This window comes from Clostridium ragsdalei P11 (assembly GCF_001675165.1).
In the GTDB taxonomy this organism is placed as follows: Bacteria; Bacillota; Clostridia; order Clostridiales; family Clostridiaceae; genus Clostridium_B; species Clostridium_B ragsdalei.
Map to the genome: position 1 here is coordinate 145,309 of NZ_LROS01000055.1, position 24,025 is coordinate 169,333.

Genomic DNA, 24,025 nt, shown 5'->3' on the forward strand with positions numbered 1-24,025 from the left:
ACTTTGTAAGGTGGCTAATTATAGTTTAAAAGGAGGACAAGTATATGCTAGAAGAAATGAAACTGGCTAATTCGTCTGAAAAATCTATATCACAATCAAAGAAGAAAAAATTAAAGACAACTTATATTATGATAATTATTGTCTTGTTACCAATACTTTCTTTTTTCATTTCATTAGCTATAGGCAGATATCCTATATCAGTATCACAATTTTTTAATGTTATATTATCAAATGTTTCAGGGATGGGTAATTCAAAATATGAAACTATTAGCACAGTTTTATTTAATGTCAGGATTCCTAGGATTTTGTCGGCATTACTGGTTGGAGCAGGCTTAGCTATAGCTGGTTCTGCATATCAGGGCTTATTTAAAAATCCAATGGTATCTCCAGATATACTTGGAGCTTCTTCTGGTGCGGGATTTGGTGCGGCATTTGGAATACTTTTATCATTTAACAGCTTTGGTGTACAGATTTCAGCATTTCTATTTGGACTTGCAGCAGTTAGTATAACCTATTTAATAAGTTTAATCATAGGAAGAGGTAATAATGCTACATTAGTACTTGTGCTTACAGGTATGGTAGTTTCAGCTTTATTCTCTTCTTTTATTTCTATAACAAAATATGTGGCTGATCCCTATGACAAACTTCCGGCTATAACTTTCTATTTGATGGGAGGATTGTCTTCTGTCACTATGAAAGACATCAAAATATTATCGGTACCATTTATAATAGGAATTATACCGTTAATTTTATTGAGGTGGAAACTTAATGTACTTTCCTTTGGTGATGAAGAATCAAAATCTTTAGGCGTAGATACTTCAAAGTTAAGAATAGTTATAATACTTTGTTCAACTCTAATTACTGCAGGAGCTGTATCAATCAGTGGTATTATTGGCTGGATAGGACTTGTAATACCTCATATAGCAAGAATGTTTGTGGGACCTAATTTTAAAGCTTTATTACCTGCTTCCTTATTGATTGGAGGTACATTCCTTTTGTTAGTTGATGACATAGCTAGATGTGCTTTTTCTATGGAGATTCCCTTAGGAATTCTCACATCATTAATTGGAGCACCATTTTTTATTTATCTTTTGATTAAAGGAAGGAGAGGATGGATATGAAAAAAATTTTTTTTACTGGTGAGAAGGGGATAGGTAAATCTACATTATTAGAAAAAGTTATTGAAAATATAGATTGTTCTATAGGCGGATTTATTCAAGAAAAAGAGTTTGCAGAAGGAATGAAAATTTTTAAAGTTATTTCACTTTATAACCCGGATGATAATTATATTATGGGCAGATATGATATGAAAAAAGAAAAAATGCATATGGATATGGATATATTCAATGTTATAGCTAATGATGTACTTTTAAAAAGCTTATATAGCAGAGATTTAATAGTACTTGATGAATTAGGTTTTATGGAAGAAAATGCACCATTATTCAAAGATACCATTTTTAAAATACTTAATAGTGATAAGCATGTTATAGGAGTATTAAAAGAATGTGATGGAGATTTCGTACAGAAAATAGCAAAGAGAGAAGATGTACAAGTAATTAGAATTGATAAAAATAATAGAAATTTTATGGAAGGTAAAATTCTTCAGATTTTACAAGAAAATGATGTAAGGTTGAAGGAAAAATTGATAGTTGAAAGTTAATTACTCAACTTTCACAGTTTAAGAAAATTGCGAAACAATTTTCTTAAAGAACAAAGAACAAAGTTCAAATATCAAATAAGGATAATTTTCTTCCTAACGTCAGAAAATATTAAAATTATAGATTTCCTGAGGTACGATGAAAATCATCTTTATCTGTTCTTTGTTATTTGAACTTTGTTATTTTTAAAAGGCTTTGCTTCGCAAAGTTTTTATATTAAGTCAAAATTTATACGTGCGAAAGTTGAATTAATTATAAATAACTTTGAAAAACCATGGGGGGAAGAAAAAATGAAAAAAATATCTAAAATTTTAATTCTATTACTAATAGTATGTACCTTTGGAGCTTGTGGAAAAAGCACAACTTCTACAAGTACAACTAATGCAGATAATAATAAAAAAATTACGGTTACTGATGGATTAGGAAGAAAAGTAGAGCTATCCAAGCCAGCTGAAAAGGTACTAAGTGATTATCCTATAGCAACACAGATATTATGTGCTTTAGGGGAACAAAATAATATTTTAGGTGCAGATGGGAAAGTTATGAAAAACCCATTAAGCTTTTCACCAAAAGCAGGTGCAAGTAAATTAGCTGCTTCTAAAGGCAACAATGAGTTAAATGTGGAACAAGTAGTAGCTGCTAAACCAGATATTGTTTTTATACAAAAAAAGAGTAAACAAGTCATACCAAATCTTGAAAAATCAAATATTAAGGTTTTTGTTGTAAATGCAGAGAACCTTGATGAATTAAAATCTACTGTGAAAAATTTAGGAATAGTTACTGGTAAAGAAAAGAAAGCAGATGAATTTATAGATTATTATACAAAAAAGTTAGCTTCTATTAATAATAAATTTAAAAGTGTAGATCAAAAAAATAAGCCTAAAGTATATATGGCAGGAGGAAGTATGTATTTAACCCCAGGAAAGAATATGTTTCAAAATTCATTTATTGAATTAGGCGGCGGAATAAATGTGGCAGGTTCTTTAAGTAAAAGTGCTAAGTGGAGTGAAATATCTGCAGAGCAGTTAATTAGCTGGAACCCTGATATAATAATTCTTACACAATATTCTGGAGTAAAACCTCAGGATGTACTTAATAATGCTGGCTTAAAAGATATAAATGCTGTGAAAAATAAAAAAGTTTATTTGATACCTTCAAAAATGAGTTCATGGGATATGCCTTGTCCACAGACAATTTTGGGAATAATGTGGTTAAGTACAAAAACAAATCCTGAAGTATTTAAAGATACAAACATAACAAAAGAAGTAGATGATTTTTATCAAAAGTTTTATGGAACTACTTATACAAAGCTTGGTGGTACTTTAGACTAAAATAGAAGCGTCCTAAATGTCATAATTTGATAAAAGGGAGGAGAGGACGGATATGAAGTTAGAAGTAAAAAATGTTAGTTGTGGTTATAGTACAAAAGTTGTTGTAAAAGATATATCTATGAGTGTGAGTTCAGGAGAAATATTGTGTTTACTGGGGCCAAATGGTGTAGGCAAAACTACTTTTTTTAAGACTATATTGGGTTTCTTAAAGCTTAAAGGTGGGGAAATACTCTTGGATGGACAAAATATACATAACTGGTCTAGAAAACAGTTGGCTAAAAATATTGGGTATGTACCACAGGCTCATACACCTCCTTTTCCCTACAAAGTTTTTGATGTAGTATTGATGGGCAGAACTGCCCATCTTTCAATGTTCTCCTCTCCTTCAAAAGAGGATAAAGATATTGCTGAGGAGGCTATAGATGTCTTAAATATATCCTATTTAAAAGATAAGATATATACGGAAATAAGCGGTGGGGAGAGACAGATGGTTTTAATTGCCAGGGCACTTGCACAATGTCCTAAAATGCTCATAATGGATGAGCCAACTTCTAATTTAGACTTCGGAAATCAAATTAGAGTATTAGATCAAATAAAAAAGCTTTCTAAAAGAGGACTAGCAGTTGTTATGACTTCACATTATCCTAACCATGCATTTATATGCTCTACGAAAGTGGCGTTTATGCAAAGAAACAATGTATTTACAGTAGGTAATGTAGATGAAGTTGTTACAGAGGATATGCTTAAAGAAGCATATGGTATTGATGTAAAGATTATTAGCATACCCAATTCAAATGGAGGACAGATGAAAGCTTGTGTACCTGTGATCAATTAATTGAAGAACAAGAAAATGGAATTTTTAAGTGCACTGCATATGAAATAGTTAAATAACAAAAAACATTATTTCAAAAATAGGAATGGACATTGATTTGTATAAAAAACAAATCAATGTCCATTCCTATTTTTGTATGGTCCATGGGAAAGTTTAGATAATAGTTTTAAATAAGTAATAAGAAAATTTAGAATAAAACGTAACATAAAGAAATATTATTTAATTAAAACATAAAATATTATAAAGTTTTATTATGTTATATTACGTTTTATTGCAAATAGAAAATAAATACATTATAATATATTTATGATATGTTTATATATATTTGTAACAAATGTCATTATATGCCCTAAAAAGTCATAATTAGCCATACACAATGTAATACTAAGTATGCTAAAGGTGGTGAGATGAAAGTGAACTATTATAAATTTAAATATAGATTCAAACAAGTTTTAATTTATATAATATTTTTTGCGATTTTTTTCACTAGTTTTGGAACTAATCCTATAGGTAACATTGCTAAAGCTGATCCATCAGCAGATTTTGTACTCAGAGTTAATATGAATGGAAAAATGGTTCCAATTAAAAGCTATAGTGTTAATGAATTAGAGGCATTGACACAGGTGAAACAAGTTTATTCATCTATAGATTATATGCCTTCACCAAATATTATTCTCGCTCAAGGAGTATTGATCAAGGATTTGTTAGCTCAAGCTAATATTAATGTTAGTGATGTACAGAGTTTGAAATTGTATTCCACGGATGGATGGAGTCACAATTATTCTAGGTCATACCTTTTTGGATCCCAGCGTAGTTATTATCCTGATATAGTTGCTAAATGGAATAAAGGCTCAGCTAATCCTACTGCTTCCTTATCGGATGCTGAGAAAAATAAAAGTGCAGTAGAGCCGATACTGGCTTTGCAATCCTATCAGGAGCGTTTTGGAAGTGAAAAAAATTGGGATAAATTACAGAAAAATCAACCAATTAGTTTTTTCTTTGGACAAACTAGTGTTAATGAAAGTACTTATGTTAATTTCGGTAAATTCATAAATAAAATGGATGTCATTTTAAATGATGATACTTCGTTAATAAGCCTTGACTCACCGAAGGAAGGACAAAAATGTGAATCTGGAACTCCTATAAATTTAAGTGGTACAGCTAAAAATGTAATTGGAGTAAAGTTTCACATCAATGACCCCAGTGGGAAAAACATTTTTAATTCACAAAACCTTACATTGACCAACAACACTTTCACATCAAGCTTTAAATTAGATGCAAATGCTGCTGAAGGAAAATATAATATTGTTTTTGAGGCAGAAAATCCAAAAAATTATGCAGCAAAATTTAATTTCACAGTTGGTAAAGAAAACCCAGCAGATAATAATAAAAATAAAGAACCAACAGAAGATAATCCACCTACAAATAGATTAAGCACAGGAACCGGTATCAAAGGAGCAGCAGCAGATACACTGACAATTAAAGTAGGGTATTATGGAGGACCTTATTATGTAAAAAAGGTTTATTCGCTAAAAGATTTACAAGCATTTCCGCAAGTGGCACAGACTTATACTTTTATAGATAATATGCCTGCAGTAGTTTTAGAGTCTGCTAGGGGGGTTAAATTAACTGATTTATTGTCAAATGCAGGTATTGACATGAATTCAATAGAAGAATTTCATTTTTATTGCACTGATGTTAAAGTTGGTTGGTATCAATCGATTCCAAAGTCGTATTTGTTGGATACAACTCGTTATTATTATCCGAATCTTCCGACTCATTGGGATGATGATACGGGATCAGCTTTGTCAAGAGCAGCAGATAAACCAGTTAAAGTCAATGCAATTATAGCTTATGAGGATAACTGGAAACGTTTTGCTACTTCCCCTGATTTTACTGATATGCAAACTGATACTCGCTATAGATTGGTTTTTGGACAAACTGATACGAGTACTCATAATGCATTCAAATCTGCAAAATGGATACATGCTATTGAAGTTATGCTAGGAGGCAAGCCTCCAGCAGGAGTTACTTTAAATCAAAATATAGCAAATCTTAAAGTAGGAAGTACTTTTAATTTAACGGCAAATGTAAGTGGTGGTAAAGATTCGGATAAAAGACTAAATTGGAGTTCAAGCAATACTGATGTTGCTAAAGTAGATGAAAATGGAAAAGTTACGATTGTTGGAAATGGAACTGCTAATATCACTGTAAGCACAAAAGTTGGAGGTAAAACAGATGTTTGTACTATAAATACTTTAGATAAGACAGGAAGTAAATCTCTAAGCAGTGCAGCAAATAACAAAAACAGTAATAAATCAACTAAGAAAAATGATAATAAAGAAATGTCACAAAAATCATCTAATGCTGGATCAAGTTATCTCACAGGAAAAGATGTAAAATCAGGTGCAGACGAAGTTTCTGAATCCCAACAGGAAGCAGGTGATCAGCCATGGCGTGCTTATGAAATGTCAGAAGATGCATCTCCTTTGCAAATGCAAAAGGAAGATGAAAGCTCAAGAATTTGTGTAGCGGTGATAAGTGTACTCTTATTACTTTTTGGATCAATCAGAAGATATTTAAAATATGTTAAGGGGGTAACAAAGTGATAGATTTTTCATTAATATCTGTAAAAAGCGTGCTGCATGCAATAACTAGTGCACTGTTAATACCTACTATTGCTATTTTGTTTTTATTTATGGCTTTAACGATAGTAGAGCTTGGAAGTTTAATAGTAGAAATTATTGTGGAGAGGCGTAAGGTAAAAATAAATATACCAGAACTGGTTGCGGATTTTCAAGGTAAGGATTCTGAATACATTATGGATAAAATTGAGCATAGTTCCTTATTTAAACGTCAAAAAGCAGTATTTAGCGAATGGGTAAAATACAGCTATTTGCCAATTGGTTCCTTGCAGGCTTTGGCAAGTAAATTGCTCATAAGAGAAGAACTACATTATGACAAAATAACTTCCAAAACAGATATAGTAGTACGTCTTGGACCGATGTTTGGCTTGATGGCTACCCTTATACCTCTTGGACCAGGACTTATTGCCCTTGGGCAGGGCGACACTAAGACATTGGCAGATTCTTTGCTTACTGCTTTTGATGCTACAGTATCTGGCTTGGCATCAGCAGGTGTTGCTTTTTTTATCTCCAAGTTAAGAAAAGGATGGTATGAGGATTATGTAAGCTCGGTTGAATCTTTAATGGAATGTTTGTTGGAGGTGTTTGAACATGAACGGGAGATTAAGAAATAGAAGAAGGCTTAGGATAGAAGAGGTTGATCCTCTTCAAGGTGTCATAAATATTGTAGATGCTATGCTGGTGTTTGCCTGTGGATTAATGCTTTCCTTGATTATGCATTGGAATGTAGATTTAGATCAGCCAAAGGAGCATATTAATTTAAACAAAGGAAAAGATGTTACACAAAACCAAAATATACGACGTGACCTAAAAGAAAGCAAACAGAAAGGAAAGCTTTATAAAAAGATGGGCAGTGTATACAAGGATCCTGCTACGGGAAAGTTGTTTATGATAAGTGATAAATGATGAGGTAAATATATATGAAGTTGTGGAAAAAATTTATAACCCGGTTTACCATATTTGAGTTAGCTTTAATAGCATTGATTTCTGCTTTGGGAATTGCGGCAAAACCGGTGGTAGCATCTTTAGGACATGTACTTACAGCTCCTTTGCTTATTCCTGGTGGATCTGTAATAGGAGGATTATATATGATGTGGATTGTTCTTGGTGCAGGATTAGTTACTAAATCAGGAGCAGGTACATTAATTGGACTTACCCAGGGAATGTTGATCATGTTTTTAGGCTTCTTTGGAAATCATGGGGCTTTTAGTTTAGTAACTTATGCATTGCCGGGAGTTAGCGTAGATTTAGTATTGAAATTTATGGGACATAGAGTATGCTGTCCTTTATGCAGTTTTTTAAGCGGAGCTGCAGCTAATATAACAGGAACTTTCTTGGTGTCTAGCATTTTTTTTAACTTGCCGTGGATTGCCCTATTTCTTTGCCTTTCTGTTTCTATGTTATCAGGGGGTTTAGGAGGAATATTAGCTTATTTAATTTTAAAGAAATTACGTAAAGTTAATATTGGTACCTTAAATTACAACCAAGAGAATAAGAAAAATGGAGGAGATATTTATAAATAAAAGAAATCGCAATATTTTATTTGTTTTAATAATGGCTTTGCTATTAATCATAGGAATTCTTGCTTATTTTAATCACAGTCAGATGACTTTAAAGGATACTTCAGGAGAAAAAATTGCTTTAAAAGACGGAAAAAAAGTTATTGCAACTTTGAATAAAGAAATAATTGTGAGTATGCAGGCTGAAAATTTTTCAGCTGTGATACATGCGGGAGGACGGCCTCCTGAAAAGCATAGCTATAAAGGAATTTCTATGAGAAAGGTTTTGGAACGACAAGATAAAAATATATTAAATGGAAAAAAGCAAGTAGTTCTAAGAGGAGTTGATGGGTATGCGGTATCATTTTCCGTAGAGGAAGTAAAAGAAAAGGATAATGTGTATTTAGTCTACAAAGAAGATGGAAAATTGTTAAAGAACAGGAAACAAGGGGGAAAAGGACCATATATGGTTGTACCTCGTAAGGATGCATTTGGGCAACGTTGGTGCAAGTATCTTAGTGAGGTGGATGTAGAGTGAGTACAGCTGTTACCGTTAATAAATTGACATTTTCTTATTCTGGTAGAGAAAAAAAGATATTAAAGAATGTTTCTTTTTCTGTGCAGGAAGGAGAAAGTGTTGGCATTGTAGGCTTAAGTGGATGTGGAAAAAGCACTTTATGTTTAATTTTGTGTGGTGCTATTCCCTCTAGGATTTCAGGAAATTTGGAAGGTGAAGTTACTATTTTAGGAAAATCTATTAAAAATTATACACTGTCACAAGTTGGGACTAAAGTAGGTATTGTATTTCAAAATGCCGATTGGCAGCTTTTAACTAATCGAGTTGAAGATGAGATTGCATTCCCTTTGGAAAATCTATGCTGGCAGCCTGAAAAAATTAAAACTAGGGTAAAAGAAATTATGGATAAGGTAGAAATTACACATCTAGCTTTTAGGGCACCTAAGCAGCTTTCAGGAGGGGAAAAACATCTAGTAGCTTTGGCAGCAGTAATGAGTATGAATCCACCTATTATTATTTTAGATGAGGTAATGAGTAACCTGGATAAAAAATCTTGCCAGCGAGTGCAGCAAATATTAGAAGTGTGGAAAAAAGAAGGAAAAACTATTATAGTGATTGATCATCAAGTGGAAAGGCTTAGATATATGGATAATTTGTACTTAATGCAGGAGGGAAGGTTACTTCCTGCTGAAGTAAATATGATTGAACACTACTATGCAAAACTAATTAGAAATTTTTTTAAAGGAGCAAAAGATCATGACTTTGCTTAAAGTGGAGCAGATTTCTTTCCAATACTCTACAGAAAAAATGTTAATTGACAAGCTTTCCTTTGAAGTACTTGAGGGTGAAAGTCTCGGAATTATAGGCCCTAATGGATGTGGTAAAACTACACTGCTTAAATTGATATTAGGCATTCTTAAACCAATTAAAGGAATAATTTATCTAGAAGGAATGGATATTTCAAAAATGACACTAGGTAAAATAGGCGAGTCAATTGGCTATGTGATGCAAAATCCTGAACGACAGCTGTTTATGCCAAGCGTTGCCGAGGAAATAACTTATGCCTTGCATATTCGAGGGTGGAAGAAAAAGATGATTCAAAATAAATTAGAAGAAATGATAGATTTCTTTGATTTAAAAGAACTAGAACATGTGTCTCCTTTCACTTTGAGTGGAGGTGAAAAGCAAATACTAGCATTAGCTGCTGTATCTGTCTTAAAGCCTAGGTTATTAATTTTAGATGAACCAACTACAGGACTTGACCCATTGAGAAAGGCTAAATTAGGGTATTTCCTTAAAAAATTGCAAAAAAACGGTTTAGGATTAATTTTAGTAAGTCATGATTTATCTTTTGTAAAGAATTTTTGCAGTGATACATTGTCTTTTTATTCTGCCTATAGGAGTATATAAAAAATGAAAATTTCTTCTATTGATCCTAGAGTACCTTTAATATTAGTTTTAACTATATCAACTTTAGCAGTCATCTTCCGCAGCATTCCCTGGTTATTGGCACTAACTGTTTTAACTTTTGGATTTTTGATATATTTTAAGATACCTTTTTATAAAAAATGCAAAAATCTTATTCCACTGTTTTTAATTTTTCCAACGATGACTTTTTTACAAAGCTTATTGCAGCCGCAAGGAAGAATTTTGTGGCATATACATAACACTGTTCTTTTAACTGATAAAGGACTATTTATGGGACTAGCTATTTTTTTACGAATGTTAATTATTGTTTATTCTGTATTTCTATTAGCAGCATTAAATGAGAGAAAGCTTATACAGGGATTACAGCAGTGGGGTATGCCCTATGAAATTGCATTTATGATTAAAATGGCACTGGAATTTTTCCCTTTGTTAAAAGAGGAGATTCAAGATGTTTATGCAGCTCTACAATTGAGAGGTATTAGGACTGAAAAATTGTCCATTAAAGAAAAAGTCTCAATTTATAGTTCTTTTATATTACCAATCCTTGTGAGAATTATACAAAAAACTCAAGAAATTGCTCTTGTTATGGAACTACGGGGATTTGGTATAGGGGATAAGAGAACATCTTACTATCATGTAGAATTAAGCAGCAAAGAAAAATGGATGCTAAAAGGATGTCTGGTTTTAGGAGTTATTTCACTTATATTGTATTTTGCATATTCTTATAGATAATTTTTAGATAATGAATTCTAAATGTAAAGAAGGGTTAATGTTATGCATAAATTTAAGAAATTATACTTATTAGCAGTGATAATTTTGATTTTGATAGGTATTGTAGTTTGTAAAAATCTAATAAATCCATTATCTGAAGGTAAAAATACCACATTATCTTATGACAATCAAAAAATACTAATACATGGACTTAAAGATACAGATTTTGAAGTTAGCATAAAAGATTTAAGACAATTGGACACAGTTACGAAACGTGGTGAAGCAACAAGATCTAATGGTGAAGAGGTCAGTCTTAAAGCTACAGGGCCTTTACTTGACACATTTTTATCTAAATATGGTAAGAAACAAAAAAATTTTACTACAATACGTTTTATAGCTAAAGACAATTATTCAATTGCTGTTCCATCAGACATATTAAACAGCCGTCAGATAATTATGGCATATATTATTGATGGAAAACCCTTAAAAGAAGATCAGCCTCTCCATATTGTTATTCCAGGGGAAAGGGCTATGTATTGGGTAAAAATGCTGAAGCAAGTTGATTTTGAAACTGGTGAAAATGTAAAGTCATGTAGAAAAGTAGTTTTCTTAGAAACAGCTTCAAGTAATATGTCTCAAGAAGATTACAAATATTATGACAGTATTGATAAAGCTATAAAAACGAAGGATCTAATTAAAAAATATGCAAACATTAATGATTCTACAGTAAAAAATGTTTCTATGGTAGCAGGGGATGGACTTAGAAAAAATGAAACAAAAGAAAACTTTTTAAGTGCATATATAAAAATAACTGGCAAAGATGCACCCAAATTTATGGCTCCACAATTTCCACAAGGAATGCATGTTAGGGATTTGATGTTTATTAACTATGGTGATGCAGCGGTATTTTCTATATCTCAAGGAAATAAGGTTTTAAAACAAACAGGCATTGACGATATACATGGAATTGATTTTTCAGAAATTATTAAACAAGTAGGGATGACCAATGCGAAGGGTTATAAATTGACTAATTTAAACGGAACTAGCATTCAATTAACACCTGATGAGTTATCAGAAGGAGTTATTTATTTAAAAGAAGGAAAAACAGTTGCATTTTCTACAGGAGTGAATGGAAAGAACAATATGGATAACTTGTTGTCTATTGAAGCAATTCAGTAAATGTGGCCTATATAAGGCTTATTGAAAGGGGATGTAATAATTGAATAAGAAAAAATTGCTTTTGGGCTTAGGAGTTCTACTGATAGGCTTTATATTAGGGATAGCTGCAGTTGATATTCAAAAAAGCAATCAAACTTCATTCATTCCTACTTTAAGCATTATTGGAGATGTTCCAAACAGTATAACCTTTCATAGCTTAAAAGATATAGGCAAACTTGAGGAGATAAAATTTCAAGGTACAAAGTATAAGGTTACTAAATTAGCAAATATTTTAAATAAGTTAAAGCCATTAGATAAAACTTTTCAACTTTATTTAGAGGGAAGCGATGGGTTTACCTCTATTATTAAATCTGAACAGATTGAGGATTGTTTTATTTCATTTACCTCTAAAAATGGATGGGAAGTAATATGTACCAAGCACCCTGTAAATGCTAATGCTAAATCTATTCAAAATATAGTGGTTGTGTCAGAAGGTAATTCAGATAAATATGATTTTAACATTATAAATTGTAACAGAAGATTAGTTAAAACTACTCCGGGAAAACTTTACGCAGGTACCATAACCGAATATCCATATTTTGAAGGAGAGGCATCTTTGAAAGATGGAGGAAAAACTTATGAGTCTAAGGTGTATACAAGGAGGAAAGTTTTTAAGTTGGGGGATTTAACAGGTGTAAATGTCTCAGGTAAGATATTACTTTTAGGAGAAAAAGGTGAATGGAGTCAGGTGGACAATCAGGGATATTTTCAATTGAAAGGCAGCAATATTGATTATATTCAGCCGGATACACGTGAAGTCATTAATAGAGTAAAAGGTGTTGTGGTTGATCCACCTTCTGCGACTATTATGGATACTTACTATGATACGATGCATTATCTTGAAGATGGCAAAAAGGTTTTGGTAATAATACTGGATGGATTTAATTACAAACAGTATGAATATGCCATAAAAAATGGATATGCACCATTTTTGGCTAAAAACAATAAGGCAGTTCAATCTATAGGAGTTTATCCTATAAAGTCAAATGTATGGTTTGCATCTATGATTACCGGACAGGCACCTTGTGATAACGGCATTATATCATCTAATAATAAGGAACTGAAGTTGCCGTCAATTTTCACAGAAGCTAGCAAGCTGAAAAAAAAAGCTCTTTTTATTGATTCAGGAAAAGAACTTATAAAAACTGGAGCAAAGCAGATTTTAGTTGCTGATAAGAATAAAAGTGGCAGTGCAGATGATGAATTGGACAATGTAGTACTAACTACAGGGATAGATAACGGATATGACCTTCTATGTATAAAATTCCACAATATAAATGACGTCACAAATCATTATGGTCAGTTAAGTAGTCAAGCTATGCAGTCAGTTACTGTAGTTGATAATTATATAGCTGAAATTGAAAAAAAATGGCCTGGAAAGGTTATTATCACAGGCAGTCAAGGAGAACAGACAGATTTAGGGAGAGATCTGTCATGCGATAGAATGATTATTCCCTATGTGATATTAAATAATAATAGCTAGAATTAAATAAAACAAAATACAATACTTAACAAATATCAAGTGATTCTAAGGTTCAGGTGGAGTTTGCTTATAAGGAATGCATTTTCTCCATCTGAACCTTAGAAGAACTTATCCAGGCGCGTAGCAGTGCTTATCCCCCACTTTGAAGAAAAGCAGATATCCCAAATCTTTGATTTGGTGATAGTCGCTTTCACAGAGTGCGATGGGGGTGTTAGCAATGATAGCGATCGGATAAATTGATTGTTATATAGAGTAATGTTAGCGAGGTCTATATTGCGGGAAAGTTATCATATGAGGCTGACAATAATCTCACAATATTACAATACAAAAAGTAACGAAGGGGATGATGATTTATAAGCATAAATTGGGTTAAAAACCTGATTATTTTAACTTAGCCTCAAATATATAAATCAATAATATGATAATCAAAAAGGGGGATAAAATATGCAGATAATCAAAACAAACTTTAACTTTAAGAAGATAACCAGTTGGATTTTAAGTGTATTTATGATATTGAGTTTGATTACCTTTGTCGGTCCGTCTTCAGCAGTTTCAGCTAAGACAGATCATTCTGATCCAGCAACAGATTTTGCAGTTTATATTGTTAAAAATGGACAAACCATACCACTGCATGAATACTCTATGGCAGAAATGAGGGCTCTTCAGACACCTGATCCGGTATATTACTCTTCTATTGATGCTATGCCAGCGGCAGTTGGTACTAAGGCACAAGGAGTTTTATTGACCACATTAATAAATGATTTGGCAAAGAACTATAATACAGATGCAGCTAATTATAGTGCGGTTAAGCTTTATTGTACAGATACAAAGCCCAATCCTTATAGAACATATTTGAGAAGTTTTTTATATGGCTCTAAAAGATACTATTTTCCAAATCTATATGCTAATTTTTCTGTAGATCCTGATACTGGAGATCCTAAAACTACCAGTGGAGCACTTGATAATCCTACAGAAGTAGAGCCAATGTTTGCTGTAAATTCTTTTCAAGATAGATACTTTAATTTCGTTACAACACCAGGTAGTACAGGAGAAAGTGAGTTAAAGAGTAAGACAATGACTGGTGTTGAAACATTTCGTTTCTGTTATGGACAGACCATAAAAAATGTTACAAATTGTGATTCAATGACAAATGGATATGCGAGATGGACATATCGTGTAGATATTATTTTACCTCAGGCACCAGCCATGACAGCAGATACAGCTGGGAAAACAGCAGGACAATCAGTTGATTTTAGTTTTACAGATGACGCAGCATGGAGAGGTGCTGTAACAGGAGTTACTGTAAATGGAACTGCATTAGACAGCAGCAAGTACAGCATATCAGCAGGAAAGATAACAATAGACGGCAGTGAATTTACAGCAGCAGGAGATTATAAGATAGCAGTACAAGCTAAAGGATATAATGATGCAGCAGTAACACAGACAATAAAGGCAGCACCAGTTGCAGCACCACCATCTATGACAGCAGACAGCAGTAATAACACAGCAGGTCAGTCAATAGATTTAACATTTACAGATGATGCAGCATGGAGAAATGCTGTAACAGGAATTACTGTAAATGGAAAGGCATTAGACAGCAGCAAGTACAACATAACAGCAGGAAAGATAACAATAGACGGCAGTGAATTTACAGCAGCAGGAGATTATAAAATAGCAGTACAAGCCACAGGCTATAGTGATGCGGAAGTGACACAAACAATACAGAAAGCACCAGCACCAGCATTGACAGCAGATAGCAGTAATAACACAGCAGGTCAGTCAATAGATTTAGCATTTACAGATGATGCAGCATGGAGAAATGCTGTAACAGGAATTACTGTAAATGGAACTGCATTAGACAGCAGTAAGTACAGTATAACAGCAGGAAAGATCACAATAAACGGCAGCGTGTTTACAGCAGCAGGAGATTATAAGATAGCAGTACAAGCTAAAGGCTATAGTGATGCGGAAGTGACACAGACAATACAGAAAGCACCAGCACCGATTCCAACAACACCAATTTATAAGATTACTCCAGTGGAGGATGCTGCATGTAAGGTTGGATCAGATGACAAAGGAATAACTACATTAACTGTTAACAGCGGTGTTTCTGGATTAAAATATTTTTCCACAAAAGTTGCTCCTGTTAAATCTCATCAAGGTAATGAAACAGTAGTTTTTGCTAAATATAGTAAGGGTGTGCTAATAGATATGAATGCTACTACAGCAGATTTTGATATGGTATCTTCTGCTGGGGCAGGTTTTAATGTTAATGAAGGTGATGTTATAAAGATATACGTAGTAGATCAGCTGACAAATGATACTAATGTCAATCCAGTAGTATTTCAGTAGTAATTTGTTAGTAGAATTTTGCAGCTGACTGCAAAATTCTACTAATAAAAATATCAAAATTGAACTAAATAAAAATATAATTAAGAAGATTAAAAATCAGGAGGTAACTTATGGAAAGTAACACAAGTAGAAAAATATTATGTATTTTGTTTTCCGTATTAATTTTATTTGCTTCAAGTATAGGCTTACCGGAAAAAAATAAAAATGTAAAAGCTGCTAGCTCGACTCCACAAAATGTAACAATAAAAAATTCTAGTGGTGCAGCTCTAACTGATGTCAAGCCAGACGATCAAGTAACAGTTTCTGGAACATACACTGCTGATACGTGGGTAAGTATTAAAATAGTGGATGACACTAAAGCCATCGTATTTTATGATGCAGTTAAGTCAGGATCAGATGGCAGTTTCAAAGACACGCTAAAAATACCTGAGAATACAGGAAAATTATTGACTGTAGTAACAGGATCAGGATCTGAGGTGGTTACTTCTACACTTAATGTAGTTAAGAATACTTCACAAGTTAAAGTGACAGGATTGGACTTAGATAAATGCAGTACTAAAGTGGAAATTGGAAAAACCGTTACTTTAGTTGCAACAGTACTGCCGCAAAATGCAACAGATAAAAAGGTAATATGGAGTTCAAGTGATACAAGTGTAGCAACAGTAGATCAGACAGGAAATGTTAAAGGTATAAAAGAAGGAAAAGCTACGATAACTGCAACTACTGAGGATGGAAATATATCAAAAAAATGTGAAGTAAAAGTAATAATTGATGAGTGCTTTATAGCAACAGCTGCATATGGGTCAAAGTTTCAGCCGTCAGTTGTACTATTAAGACACTTTAGAGATGATTACTTACTCACAAATAGTTTAGGAACAGGGTTTGTTAAATTTTATTACAGACATTCACCACCTATAGCAAACTTTATAGCCCATAATGTAGTATTAAAAAATACTGTAAAAGTATTATTAGCTCCTTTTGTAGGATGTGTTTATGGGATGTATCACCCAATATGTGCAGCTGCAATTTTAGGGGTAATAACCTTAACAATTTTAGCAAAGAGGAGACAGTGGGCTTACAGCAAACTATAGTATTTTTATACGTAAATATCTAAATTATCTATGTAAAAAAGGACGAGGACCTGGTGGATTTAGATATGTTGTTAAAGTGATGACACGGGTTCTTGACCTTTATAACAGTAAAAAACTTTAAGAATAGAGGGGATTAGTTATGTTTACAAAAAAACATAGTCCTTTATTAATAATTCTAGTGATTGTGGCCATGATTTTTACAATGTTACCAACTACAACCATGGCAGCCGGGGGGACAGGAAGTTCTGCTGCCGCCTATGAAAGTGGGACAAAGTCTGCAGTCAGCAGCACACAGTCTGATAATCAGGACTTAGTATTATACACGGCAGATGATTTATTTGCCTTTGCTAAAGATGTAAATAGCGGCAATAATTACAGTGGGAAAGTGGTACGTCTGGGGGCGGATATTGACCTGAAAGATGCTCCCTGGACCCCTATAGGTTACGTATATAGCAGCTCATTTTATAACACTACTAAAAATCATCCTTTTTCAGGAACCTTTGACGGTGACGGATATACTATCAAGGGCTTATTGATAAATGTCAAAGATACTAAAAGTGGTGGTAAGGGGCTTTTTGGACTGATCAGCTTTGCTGCAGTAAAAAATGTCACTGTAGAGGGCAGTGTTACAGCTGATGATTACAACGAAGCAGGTGGTATAGTAGGTTACGCAGACAATTCCGATGTAATTAACTGTGTCAATAATGCCAGCGTCAGTGGTAGTGGTTATGTTGGTGGAATCGTAGGTGGGCAAACTGGGGGGACCTATGGTGTTTACAGCTGTACAAACAATGGAAATGTTACAGAAAGTAGTAATTCAAAGGTACTTCCTGATCAATGTGGCGGCGGTATAGCCGGATGGTCCACTCATATTGCCTGCAGTACTAACCATGGTACAGTATCTGGCGGGGAAAATTATGAAAGTAATTGTTACATAGGGGGAATTGCAGGAGGTTCAGATACCTCTGTTAATTCCTATAGCATAGACCGCTGCTATAATACAGGAGCTGTTAATGCAAATGGACAATATGTTGGAGGTATTAGTGGATACCTGCGCTATGCTACCGTTAGTAACTGTTATAACATGGGACCTGTTAGCAGTGCATATGATTATGGTAATGCCGTAAACCCGGGTTATGTAGGAGGAATTGTTGGAGGACTTACGCCCTTCTCTGGTACTGACACTAGTACTTTATGCAACTGTTACAACAGGGGAGATTTAAATACTACAGGCAAGGGATTATTTACAACAGGACAAGTTTATGGAGCCCTGTGGGAAAGTACTGCAACTAACAACTACGGCAGTACTGATGCGGTTACTGCTGCCAAACTAGGCAAAGAGTATGCTGAGGACACCGCTCCCCAGATTAATGGCGGATGCCCTGTGCTTGCATGGCAGAAGGAAAATCCAAGTTATACAATTACTTTTGCTACAGATAAAGGTGCCTCCATCACGGTGAAAAACAGCACAGGAGAGACAGTTAATGCTTCTGCACATGGAACTTACTCCCTGACCTCTGGCAGATACAGCTATACAGCGGCTAATGGTAGTGCCACCGCCAGCGGTACTTTCAATGTAGTTAAGGATAACAAGACCATTGCTGCATACCTTACCAGCGGTTCCAAAGTTACTTTTGCTGCCGTGCCGCAGAATGCAGATGTGACGGTAAAGAATAGCACAGGACAGACGATGACACCCAAGTCGGATGGTAGTTATGCACTAATCAATGGAACCTATACTTATACTGCCAGTGCCGGGGGCTGTAACACTGCCAGCGGTAGTTTTGTTGTGGAAAATGGAACACGAAATATCCCGGTTGTTTTGGTGGAAAGCAGCAAAATTTATAATGTAACAGAGGATAGTTCAATTACCGGCGGTACTGTTAAAGTAGATCCATTAAGCGGTACAGCAGGTACTCCAGTTACAGTCACAGTGGCACCGGATAAGGGTAAACGTCTGGTTGAAAACAGCCTTAAATACACTACGGACAGTGGCAGCAGTGGATATACAGCCATTACCCAAACCAATGGTGTGTACAGCTTTATACTCCCAGGGGCCAATGTTACGATAACAGCTCAATTTGAGAAAATTCCTACTAAAAGTTACGCTGTTACCCTGGCGCCGGTTCCAGATAAAATTTGGACTGTAACCTCTGACAGGACATCTGCAGAAGAGGGTGATACTGTAACTGTTACCGTATCCGATACCTCTGTTAGCTCCTGGGCTACTGGTTTAGTAGTAACTGGAGCATCCGGCAAGAAATATGATTTTACTACCGTAAAGGCTGCTACTGGTAATGCAAATAATGTAAATGGGCCTGGAATTTACAGCTTTGTTATGCCTGGGGAACCTGTTACTGTGAACTTCACGGCAGATTACACCCCATTGGATGTCTATGTGAAGATTGGCAGCGGCCAGGAGACTTTAGTGCACTCTTATACTAGAGCAGAAATGGAGAAACTTGCAGCGGCAAATACCAGTCCGTGCTATTACGCAATGTGGGACAGGCTGCCAGCTGCGTTTATGGGAAAGGCAGTCCACTATGTTACCATACCACAGCTTGCAGCTAGTGCTAGCACTTATAACAGTGCAGTGCACTTCAATGACTCCAGCTGTACCATGAAGGGATTAAGTTTGGACGGTTGGACCACAAATCTCACCTGGGATTATTTGATGGGTACCACCCGTAAATACTATGCAGCTTTAGGAGATCCATATCTGGAAGCGGAAAATAGGACTGGAAAGGATAGAGAGGTACCTCCAGTTCTAACAATTACAGCCTGGGCAGGAAGGCAGGTGCATGTAGATAACCAGCCTTATGATACCCTTAATGCCTACCGTTTATTTTATGGACTGTCAGCATCAGAATATGGAGATGGAAGTCTCCCAACAGCTGATGAGATGGACAAAAGATGTACGGCAAATAACACTGCCAAGTTCATTAATAAGCTTGTTTTTATGGTTCCCCAAAGTTATAGCGCAGCAGTGGATAGCTCTATTAAAGGCGGCAGTTTGAAAATGATCCCAAGCAGCGGTACTGAAGGTACCCAGGTTACAGTTTCTGTTACACCAGACAGCGGTAAAAAGTTGGTAAGTGGCAGTCTTAAATATACTGCGGATGGCGGTAAAAGCTATACACCAATTACTGCAGCAAATGGTGTATACAGTTTCAAGCTTCCTGCAGCAAATGTTACTGTGACTGCACAGTTTGCGGATGCCGGTGCTTCAAACTATAGTGCGACATCAGACAGCAGCATTAAAGGCGGCAGCCTGTCAATTAGTCCTGGCAGCGGCACTGCTGGTACTACAGTTACAGTTTCCGTGTCACCAGACAGCGGCAAACGTCTTGTATACGGCAGCCTAAAGTACACGAAAGATGGTGGAAAGACTTACAATGATATTAATGCAGATGGAGGTGCATGCAGCTTTACTCTCCCGGCTGCAAACGTAATAGTAACTGCTAAATTTGAAAATATACCAGCTGCTGTTTATACAGTTATTCCGCAAATCAATGATGATTATACCATAGGCAGTACTTCAGATGGCATTAAGACTATGACAGTGAAAAGCGGGATAAACGGTTTAAAATATTTTAGAGTCAATATTGATCCAGTTATAGCCCACAGCGGATTGGAAACCGCAGTTTTTGTGCATGAGCGGGCTGGTGAGCAGCTTGAAATTAATTCTACAGAAGGAGATTTCGATCTTGTCAGCAGTGCTTCTGCAGGTTTTAATGTGCAGGAGGGAGATGTGGTTAAAGTGTATGTAGTAGATAAATTGACTAATGATCCTAATTCTAACCCCATTATTTTTCAGTAGTTTAATTGACAATGGAAAAATAAATTAAAGCATGTGGAGGTATAGAAAATGCAAAGATTTCGGGTTGTTATGAAAAAAAGTATAAGTTGCTTGTGTATATTGGTTATGTTGTTTTCTGCTTTTTTAGTTGGCAGTCCGCTTACGGTTGAGGCTAAGACTGCTAATAACCCACCGGCTACGGGCGGACTGCAGGTTGATGTAGTGAAAAATGGGAGTCCTGAGCAAGCAGCAAGTTTTAGTATTGAAGACTTGCAGGGATGGTCCCAGCATGAAGAGAAATACTCTTCCATAGATTCTATGCCTGCACCTGTTGGAACTCTGGCTTCTGGAATTTACTTAAGCCAGGTGCTTCAAGCTTCGGGAATTCAAAATACGTCGGATGTCGCCAGTATTAAGTTGTATGCGGCGGATGGGTGGAGCCATGTGTTTAGTTCAGACTATCTCTTTGGAAATCCGAGATATTATTATCCTAATTTAATTTCCAGTTGGGATACTGATAATCAGAAACCCGGCAGCGGGGCAGGCAGCAATGGTGTGGAAGTTCAGCCAATGTTTGCCCTTAATTCCTATCAGGATCGATATCTGGATTTGACAAGTCAGAATGCAGTTGATGAAGTGAAAGCAAAAATGAATGGAGCAAGTATGCTGCGTTTCTGTTTAGGTGAAAAAGCATCGGACGTTGAAGGAAATGGAACTGTTACAACGAATTTGATTGGAAAATGGATATATCGAATGGACGTAACTTTAAATAATGGAGTGACTCCGCCGCCGACTAATACTTTGCCCATGCAGTCACCAATTCTGTCAGCTTCCTATACTTCTCAAGGTACTGTAACGGGTACTGTAGGACAGTCTAGTCCCATTAATATCACTTTTAGTGATAATGCAGATTGGCGCAATGCAATTACTGGAATAGAGGTTAATGAAAAATCTTTAACTAGCGATCAGTATACAGCTTCACCAGGCCAGATTACCATATCTGCCAGTGCTTTTCCAGCAGCAGGGACATATTCGGTTGTGATACAGGCTAAGAATTATACGGATGACTGTGCTACACAGATTATGACAGTTCCATCATCTTTGGAAGCCCCGGTACCGGTACTAAATGGAGAAATTTTGAGCTGGAAAGCAGTTGCCGGTGCTTCCGGGTACAAGGTTAGTATTTCCCCTGCTGTAGGTAAGGCCATTACTAAAACTACAGCAGATACTAGTTTTGATTTGAGCGGTTTGGCTTTAGAATCAGGTAGCTATAGTATTACAGTAACGGCACAGGCTCCGGCAGGAAGCACACAGTGCAGCGATTCACAGGCTTCGGCTGCCTTGACATATACAGTAGGAAGCGGTAAAACAGGACCTATTTTTACTGCGGAGGGCACAGGTAATATTGTTGGAAAAGCCGTGACTATTACCTATAGTCCTTCAGATACTTCTTATAATCAGTCCATTAGTTCTGTAACTGTAAATGGTGTTACCGTTGATGCCGGTAAATATGACAAAACGGTGGGCGGACAATTGACTATTGACGGCAGTCTATTTCCCAAAGCTGGAGATTATGTGATTAAAGTAATGGCATCAGGTTATCAAGACACTGCAGTAATACAGTCTGTTTTTGATTCAACGAAAGCATTGGCCACTTTAAATTTAAGTGGAAGTCCTTCTTTGATCTACAACGGGGAACCCTTGCATTTTGTTTTGAGTAATCTTACCCTGGTTGGCAAAAACCAGTATGGTGATTCATATGACATTAGCGGGAAGCCGGTAATTTGGAAGGTAGAATCCGGACCTGCTACGGTGTTAGGCAGCACTCTGACCATAAATGGTTCCGGTAAAGTAACAGTTAGTGCATCTATAGGTCAGATTGTGAGCAACGAGCTAAAGCTGCGTGTGGGCAATTCAGGAGGAATTGACAATCCCGGATATCCTGATGAAATCCTTCTTTCCTGGAAGGAAGACCCTAAAACTACCCAGACGGTAACCTGGAGGACGGGAGTAGATACTACACAGAACCAGATCCAGTACATGCCTGCACAGAATTACAGCGGCAGTTTTAGTGGAGGCCAGTCAGCTACTGCACTGCAAAGCGATCTTTATGATAAGAATTACCATTTTGAAGTTACCTTACGGGGGCTGACCCAAGGAACCAAATATGTTTATCGTGTTGGTAGGGAAGGGGCCTGGAGCCAGCCAGCCTATTTTACCACCGGCGGCAGAGATAAAGATTTTTCTTTCCTATATATGGGGGATGTTCAGGAAGGTATTGAACCCTGGACAGATCTCCTTAAAGATGTTTATACGCAGAATCCCAATTTGAAATTTGGACTTATGGGAGGTGATTTAATTAATGTTGCCAATAGTACCAGTGAATGGGAACATTTGTTGAATGGGATGTCTCCAGTTTTCAACCAGATTCCTGTGATGCCTACGGTAGGTAATCACGAAGAACCAACGCCTGGTGACCTTAAGGATTATCCTCTGTACTGGAATTCCTTTGATTTTCCGGATAACGGTCCCGAGGGATATAAGAAACAATTTTATTCTTTTGACTATGGAAACTGCCATGTTGCCGTGCTGGACAGCAATATTATGGGAACTACAACTCCAGGGAGTAATGATTATAACAAGATAAGCCTCTGGCTTCAAAATGATTTGAACAGCAGTAATCAAACCTGGAAAATTCTCGTATTTCATCATCCACCTTATCCAGTAGTAGCTGATGCCTACTGCGCTAATATTCAGAAAAACTGGGCTCCACTGTTTGAAAAATGCGGAGTCGATGTAGCTTTTGTAGGACATCAGCATGTATATATGAGGACAAAACCTATGTATAATGGTCAAGTTCAAACAGACCCGCAGAAAGGAACAGTCTATATAATAGGAGATGCAGGAAGCAAGTTTTATCCTCCTGGACTTGATAAGAAATATCAATATTATATTGATAAGCAAATACCTTATAAAAGTAACTACCAATTGGTTAATATTAATGGTAATACCATGACGATAGTAACAAAAGATTCTCAAGGACAGGAAATAGACCGCTATTCCATTGAAAAATCTCCCGCAGTTTATACCGTTACTCCTATGGCCAATGAAGATGTCTATGAAACTGGTACTACAAGTGATGGAATCAATACCATGACCGTTAAGCCTGGTGTTTCTGGAATGAAATATTTTAGTGCCAAAGTAACGCCGGTTAAAGAGCATAGAGGAGAGGAATCTGCAGTATTTGTTCAAATAAGAAACGGTGTGCAGGTAAGGAGCAGTGTGGCAAAAGCTAATTTTGATGTTGTATCCTCTGCCCAGGCAGGCTTTAATGTGCAGGCCGGTGATGTTGTAAAGGTATATATGGTTGATGATTTGACCAATGATCTTGACTTGAATCCTGCGGTTCTGCAGTGATTAGGTATATATTAAGAGCATCTAGTAGGGGGTGGTAGAAGGTT

General features: G+C 35.8%; 18 protein-coding genes. All 18 read left to right on the forward strand.

Features of this window, described 5'->3' with window-relative positions:
• Window positions 1-44 precede the first annotated feature (44 nt).
• The 18 genes from CLRAG_RS16870 (at window position 45) to CLRAG_RS16955 (ending at window position 23,981) form a co-directional block, all read left to right on the forward strand.
• Window positions 45-1,121 (forward strand): FecCD family ABC transporter permease, encoded by a 1,077-nt coding sequence (locus CLRAG_RS16870; protein ID WP_154105017.1) that lies wholly within the window; start codon window positions 45-47, stop codon window positions 1,119-1,121.
• Window positions 1,118-1,660: a nucleoside-triphosphatase gene (locus CLRAG_RS16875; RefSeq protein WP_065079474.1), complete on the forward strand. Its 543-nt coding sequence runs from the start codon at window positions 1,118-1,120 to the stop codon at window positions 1,658-1,660. Before CLRAG_RS16870 ends, CLRAG_RS16875 begins: the two co-directional genes overlap by 4 nt.
• 288 nt (window positions 1,661-1,948) lie before the next feature.
• Window positions 1,949-2,989 (forward strand): ABC transporter substrate-binding protein, encoded by a 1,041-nt coding sequence (locus CLRAG_RS16880; protein ID WP_065079475.1) that lies wholly within the window; start codon window positions 1,949-1,951, stop codon window positions 2,987-2,989.
• Window positions 2,990-3,041: 52 nt separating this feature from the next.
• On the forward strand, window positions 3,042-3,824 hold the full coding sequence (locus tag CLRAG_RS16885; RefSeq protein WP_065079476.1) for an ABC transporter ATP-binding protein: 783 nt from the start codon (window positions 3,042-3,044) through the stop codon (window positions 3,822-3,824).
• Between the two features lie 410 nt (window positions 3,825-4,234).
• On the forward strand, window positions 4,235-6,430 hold the full coding sequence (locus CLRAG_RS16890) for an Ig-like domain-containing protein (protein ID WP_167351586.1): 2,196 nt from the start codon (window positions 4,235-4,237) through the stop codon (window positions 6,428-6,430).
• Window positions 6,427-7,080, forward strand: a complete 654-nt coding sequence (locus tag CLRAG_RS16895) for a MotA/TolQ/ExbB proton channel family protein (protein WP_242872166.1) — start codon at window positions 6,427-6,429, stop codon at window positions 7,078-7,080. Before CLRAG_RS16890 ends, CLRAG_RS16895 begins: the two co-directional genes overlap by 4 nt.
• The gene (locus CLRAG_RS16900; protein WP_065079478.1) at window positions 7,058-7,372 is read left to right on the forward strand and encodes a DUF2149 domain-containing protein; all 315 of its coding nucleotides are present in this window, start codon (window positions 7,058-7,060) and stop codon (window positions 7,370-7,372) included. The genes CLRAG_RS16895 and CLRAG_RS16900 overlap by 23 nt, the downstream gene beginning before the upstream one ends.
• Window positions 7,373-7,386: 14 nt before the next feature.
• Window positions 7,387-7,989, forward strand: coding sequence for an ECF transporter S component (locus CLRAG_RS16905; RefSeq protein ID WP_065079479.1), 603 nt, complete (start codon window positions 7,387-7,389; stop codon window positions 7,987-7,989).
• A complete protein-coding gene (locus tag CLRAG_RS16910; RefSeq protein WP_065079480.1) occupies window positions 7,967-8,503 on the forward strand; it encodes a molybdopterin-dependent oxidoreductase in 537 nt (178 codons plus the stop codon). The genes CLRAG_RS16905 and CLRAG_RS16910 overlap by 23 nt, the downstream gene beginning before the upstream one ends.
• Window positions 8,500-9,252: an ABC transporter ATP-binding protein gene (locus CLRAG_RS16915; protein ID WP_065079481.1), complete on the forward strand. Its 753-nt coding sequence runs from the start codon at window positions 8,500-8,502 to the stop codon at window positions 9,250-9,252. Before CLRAG_RS16910 ends, CLRAG_RS16915 begins: the two co-directional genes overlap by 4 nt.
• Complete coding sequence (locus tag CLRAG_RS16920) at window positions 9,239-9,892, forward strand: energy-coupling factor ABC transporter ATP-binding protein (protein ID WP_065079482.1); 654 nt, start codon at window positions 9,239-9,241, stop codon at window positions 9,890-9,892. The genes CLRAG_RS16915 and CLRAG_RS16920 overlap by 14 nt, the downstream gene beginning before the upstream one ends.
• A 3-nt stretch (window positions 9,893-9,895) precedes the next feature.
• The gene (locus CLRAG_RS16925; protein WP_065079483.1) at window positions 9,896-10,642 is read left to right on the forward strand and encodes an energy-coupling factor transporter transmembrane component T family protein; all 747 of its coding nucleotides are present in this window, start codon (window positions 9,896-9,898) and stop codon (window positions 10,640-10,642) included.
• A 42-nt stretch (window positions 10,643-10,684) separates the two neighbouring features.
• Window positions 10,685-11,800, forward strand: coding sequence for a molybdopterin-dependent oxidoreductase (locus CLRAG_RS16930; RefSeq protein WP_065079484.1), 1,116 nt, complete (start codon window positions 10,685-10,687; stop codon window positions 11,798-11,800).
• Between the two features lie 40 nt (window positions 11,801-11,840).
• On the forward strand, window positions 11,841-13,322 hold the full coding sequence (locus CLRAG_RS16935) for a hypothetical protein (RefSeq protein ID WP_065079485.1): 1,482 nt from the start codon (window positions 11,841-11,843) through the stop codon (window positions 13,320-13,322).
• A 444-nt stretch (window positions 13,323-13,766) separates the two neighbouring features.
• Complete coding sequence (locus CLRAG_RS16940) at window positions 13,767-15,674, forward strand: DUF1533 domain-containing protein (RefSeq protein ID WP_065079486.1); 1,908 nt, start codon at window positions 13,767-13,769, stop codon at window positions 15,672-15,674.
• Window positions 15,675-15,784: 110 nt separating this feature from the next.
• On the forward strand, window positions 15,785-16,765 hold the full coding sequence (locus CLRAG_RS20980; RefSeq protein ID WP_065079487.1) for a CFI-box-CTERM domain-containing protein: 981 nt from the start codon (window positions 15,785-15,787) through the stop codon (window positions 16,763-16,765).
• A gap of 139 nt (window positions 16,766-16,904) precedes the next feature.
• Window positions 16,905-20,585: an InlB B-repeat-containing protein gene (locus CLRAG_RS16950; RefSeq protein WP_065079488.1), complete on the forward strand. Its 3,681-nt coding sequence runs from the start codon at window positions 16,905-16,907 to the stop codon at window positions 20,583-20,585.
• Window positions 20,586-20,633: 48 nt separating this feature from the next.
• Complete coding sequence (locus CLRAG_RS16955; RefSeq protein ID WP_065079489.1) at window positions 20,634-23,981, forward strand: hemoblobin-interacting domain-containing protein; 3,348 nt, start codon at window positions 20,634-20,636, stop codon at window positions 23,979-23,981.
• Window positions 23,982-24,025 lie beyond the last annotated feature (44 nt).

Coding starts and splice junctions, on each gene's coding strand:
- CLRAG_RS16870 (WP_154105017.1), top strand. CDS start 45: ATGCTAGAAGAAATGAAACTGGCTAATTCGTCTGAAAAATCTATATCA.
- CLRAG_RS16875 (WP_065079474.1), top strand. CDS start 1,118: ATGAAAAAAATTTTTTTTACTGGTGAGAAGGGGATAGGTAAATCTACA.
- CLRAG_RS16880 (WP_065079475.1), top strand. CDS start 1,949: ATGAAAAAAATATCTAAAATTTTAATTCTATTACTAATAGTATGTACC.
- CLRAG_RS16885 (WP_065079476.1), top strand. CDS start 3,042: ATGAAGTTAGAAGTAAAAAATGTTAGTTGTGGTTATAGTACAAAAGTT.
- CLRAG_RS16900 (WP_065079478.1), top strand. CDS start 7,058: ATGAACGGGAGATTAAGAAATAGAAGAAGGCTTAGGATAGAAGAGGTT.
- CLRAG_RS16905 (WP_065079479.1), top strand. CDS start 7,387: ATGAAGTTGTGGAAAAAATTTATAACCCGGTTTACCATATTTGAGTTA.
- CLRAG_RS16910 (WP_065079480.1), top strand. CDS start 7,967: ATGGAGGAGATATTTATAAATAAAAGAAATCGCAATATTTTATTTGTT.
- CLRAG_RS16920 (WP_065079482.1), top strand. CDS start 9,239: ATGACTTTGCTTAAAGTGGAGCAGATTTCTTTCCAATACTCTACAGAA.
- CLRAG_RS16925 (WP_065079483.1), top strand. CDS start 9,896: ATGAAAATTTCTTCTATTGATCCTAGAGTACCTTTAATATTAGTTTTA.
- CLRAG_RS16930 (WP_065079484.1), top strand. CDS start 10,685: ATGCATAAATTTAAGAAATTATACTTATTAGCAGTGATAATTTTGATT.
- CLRAG_RS16940 (WP_065079486.1), top strand. CDS start 13,767: ATGCAGATAATCAAAACAAACTTTAACTTTAAGAAGATAACCAGTTGG.
- CLRAG_RS20980 (WP_065079487.1), top strand. CDS start 15,785: ATGGAAAGTAACACAAGTAGAAAAATATTATGTATTTTGTTTTCCGTA.
- CLRAG_RS16950 (WP_065079488.1), top strand. CDS start 16,905: ATGTTTACAAAAAAACATAGTCCTTTATTAATAATTCTAGTGATTGTG.
- CLRAG_RS16955 (WP_065079489.1), top strand. CDS start 20,634: ATGCAAAGATTTCGGGTTGTTATGAAAAAAAGTATAAGTTGCTTGTGT.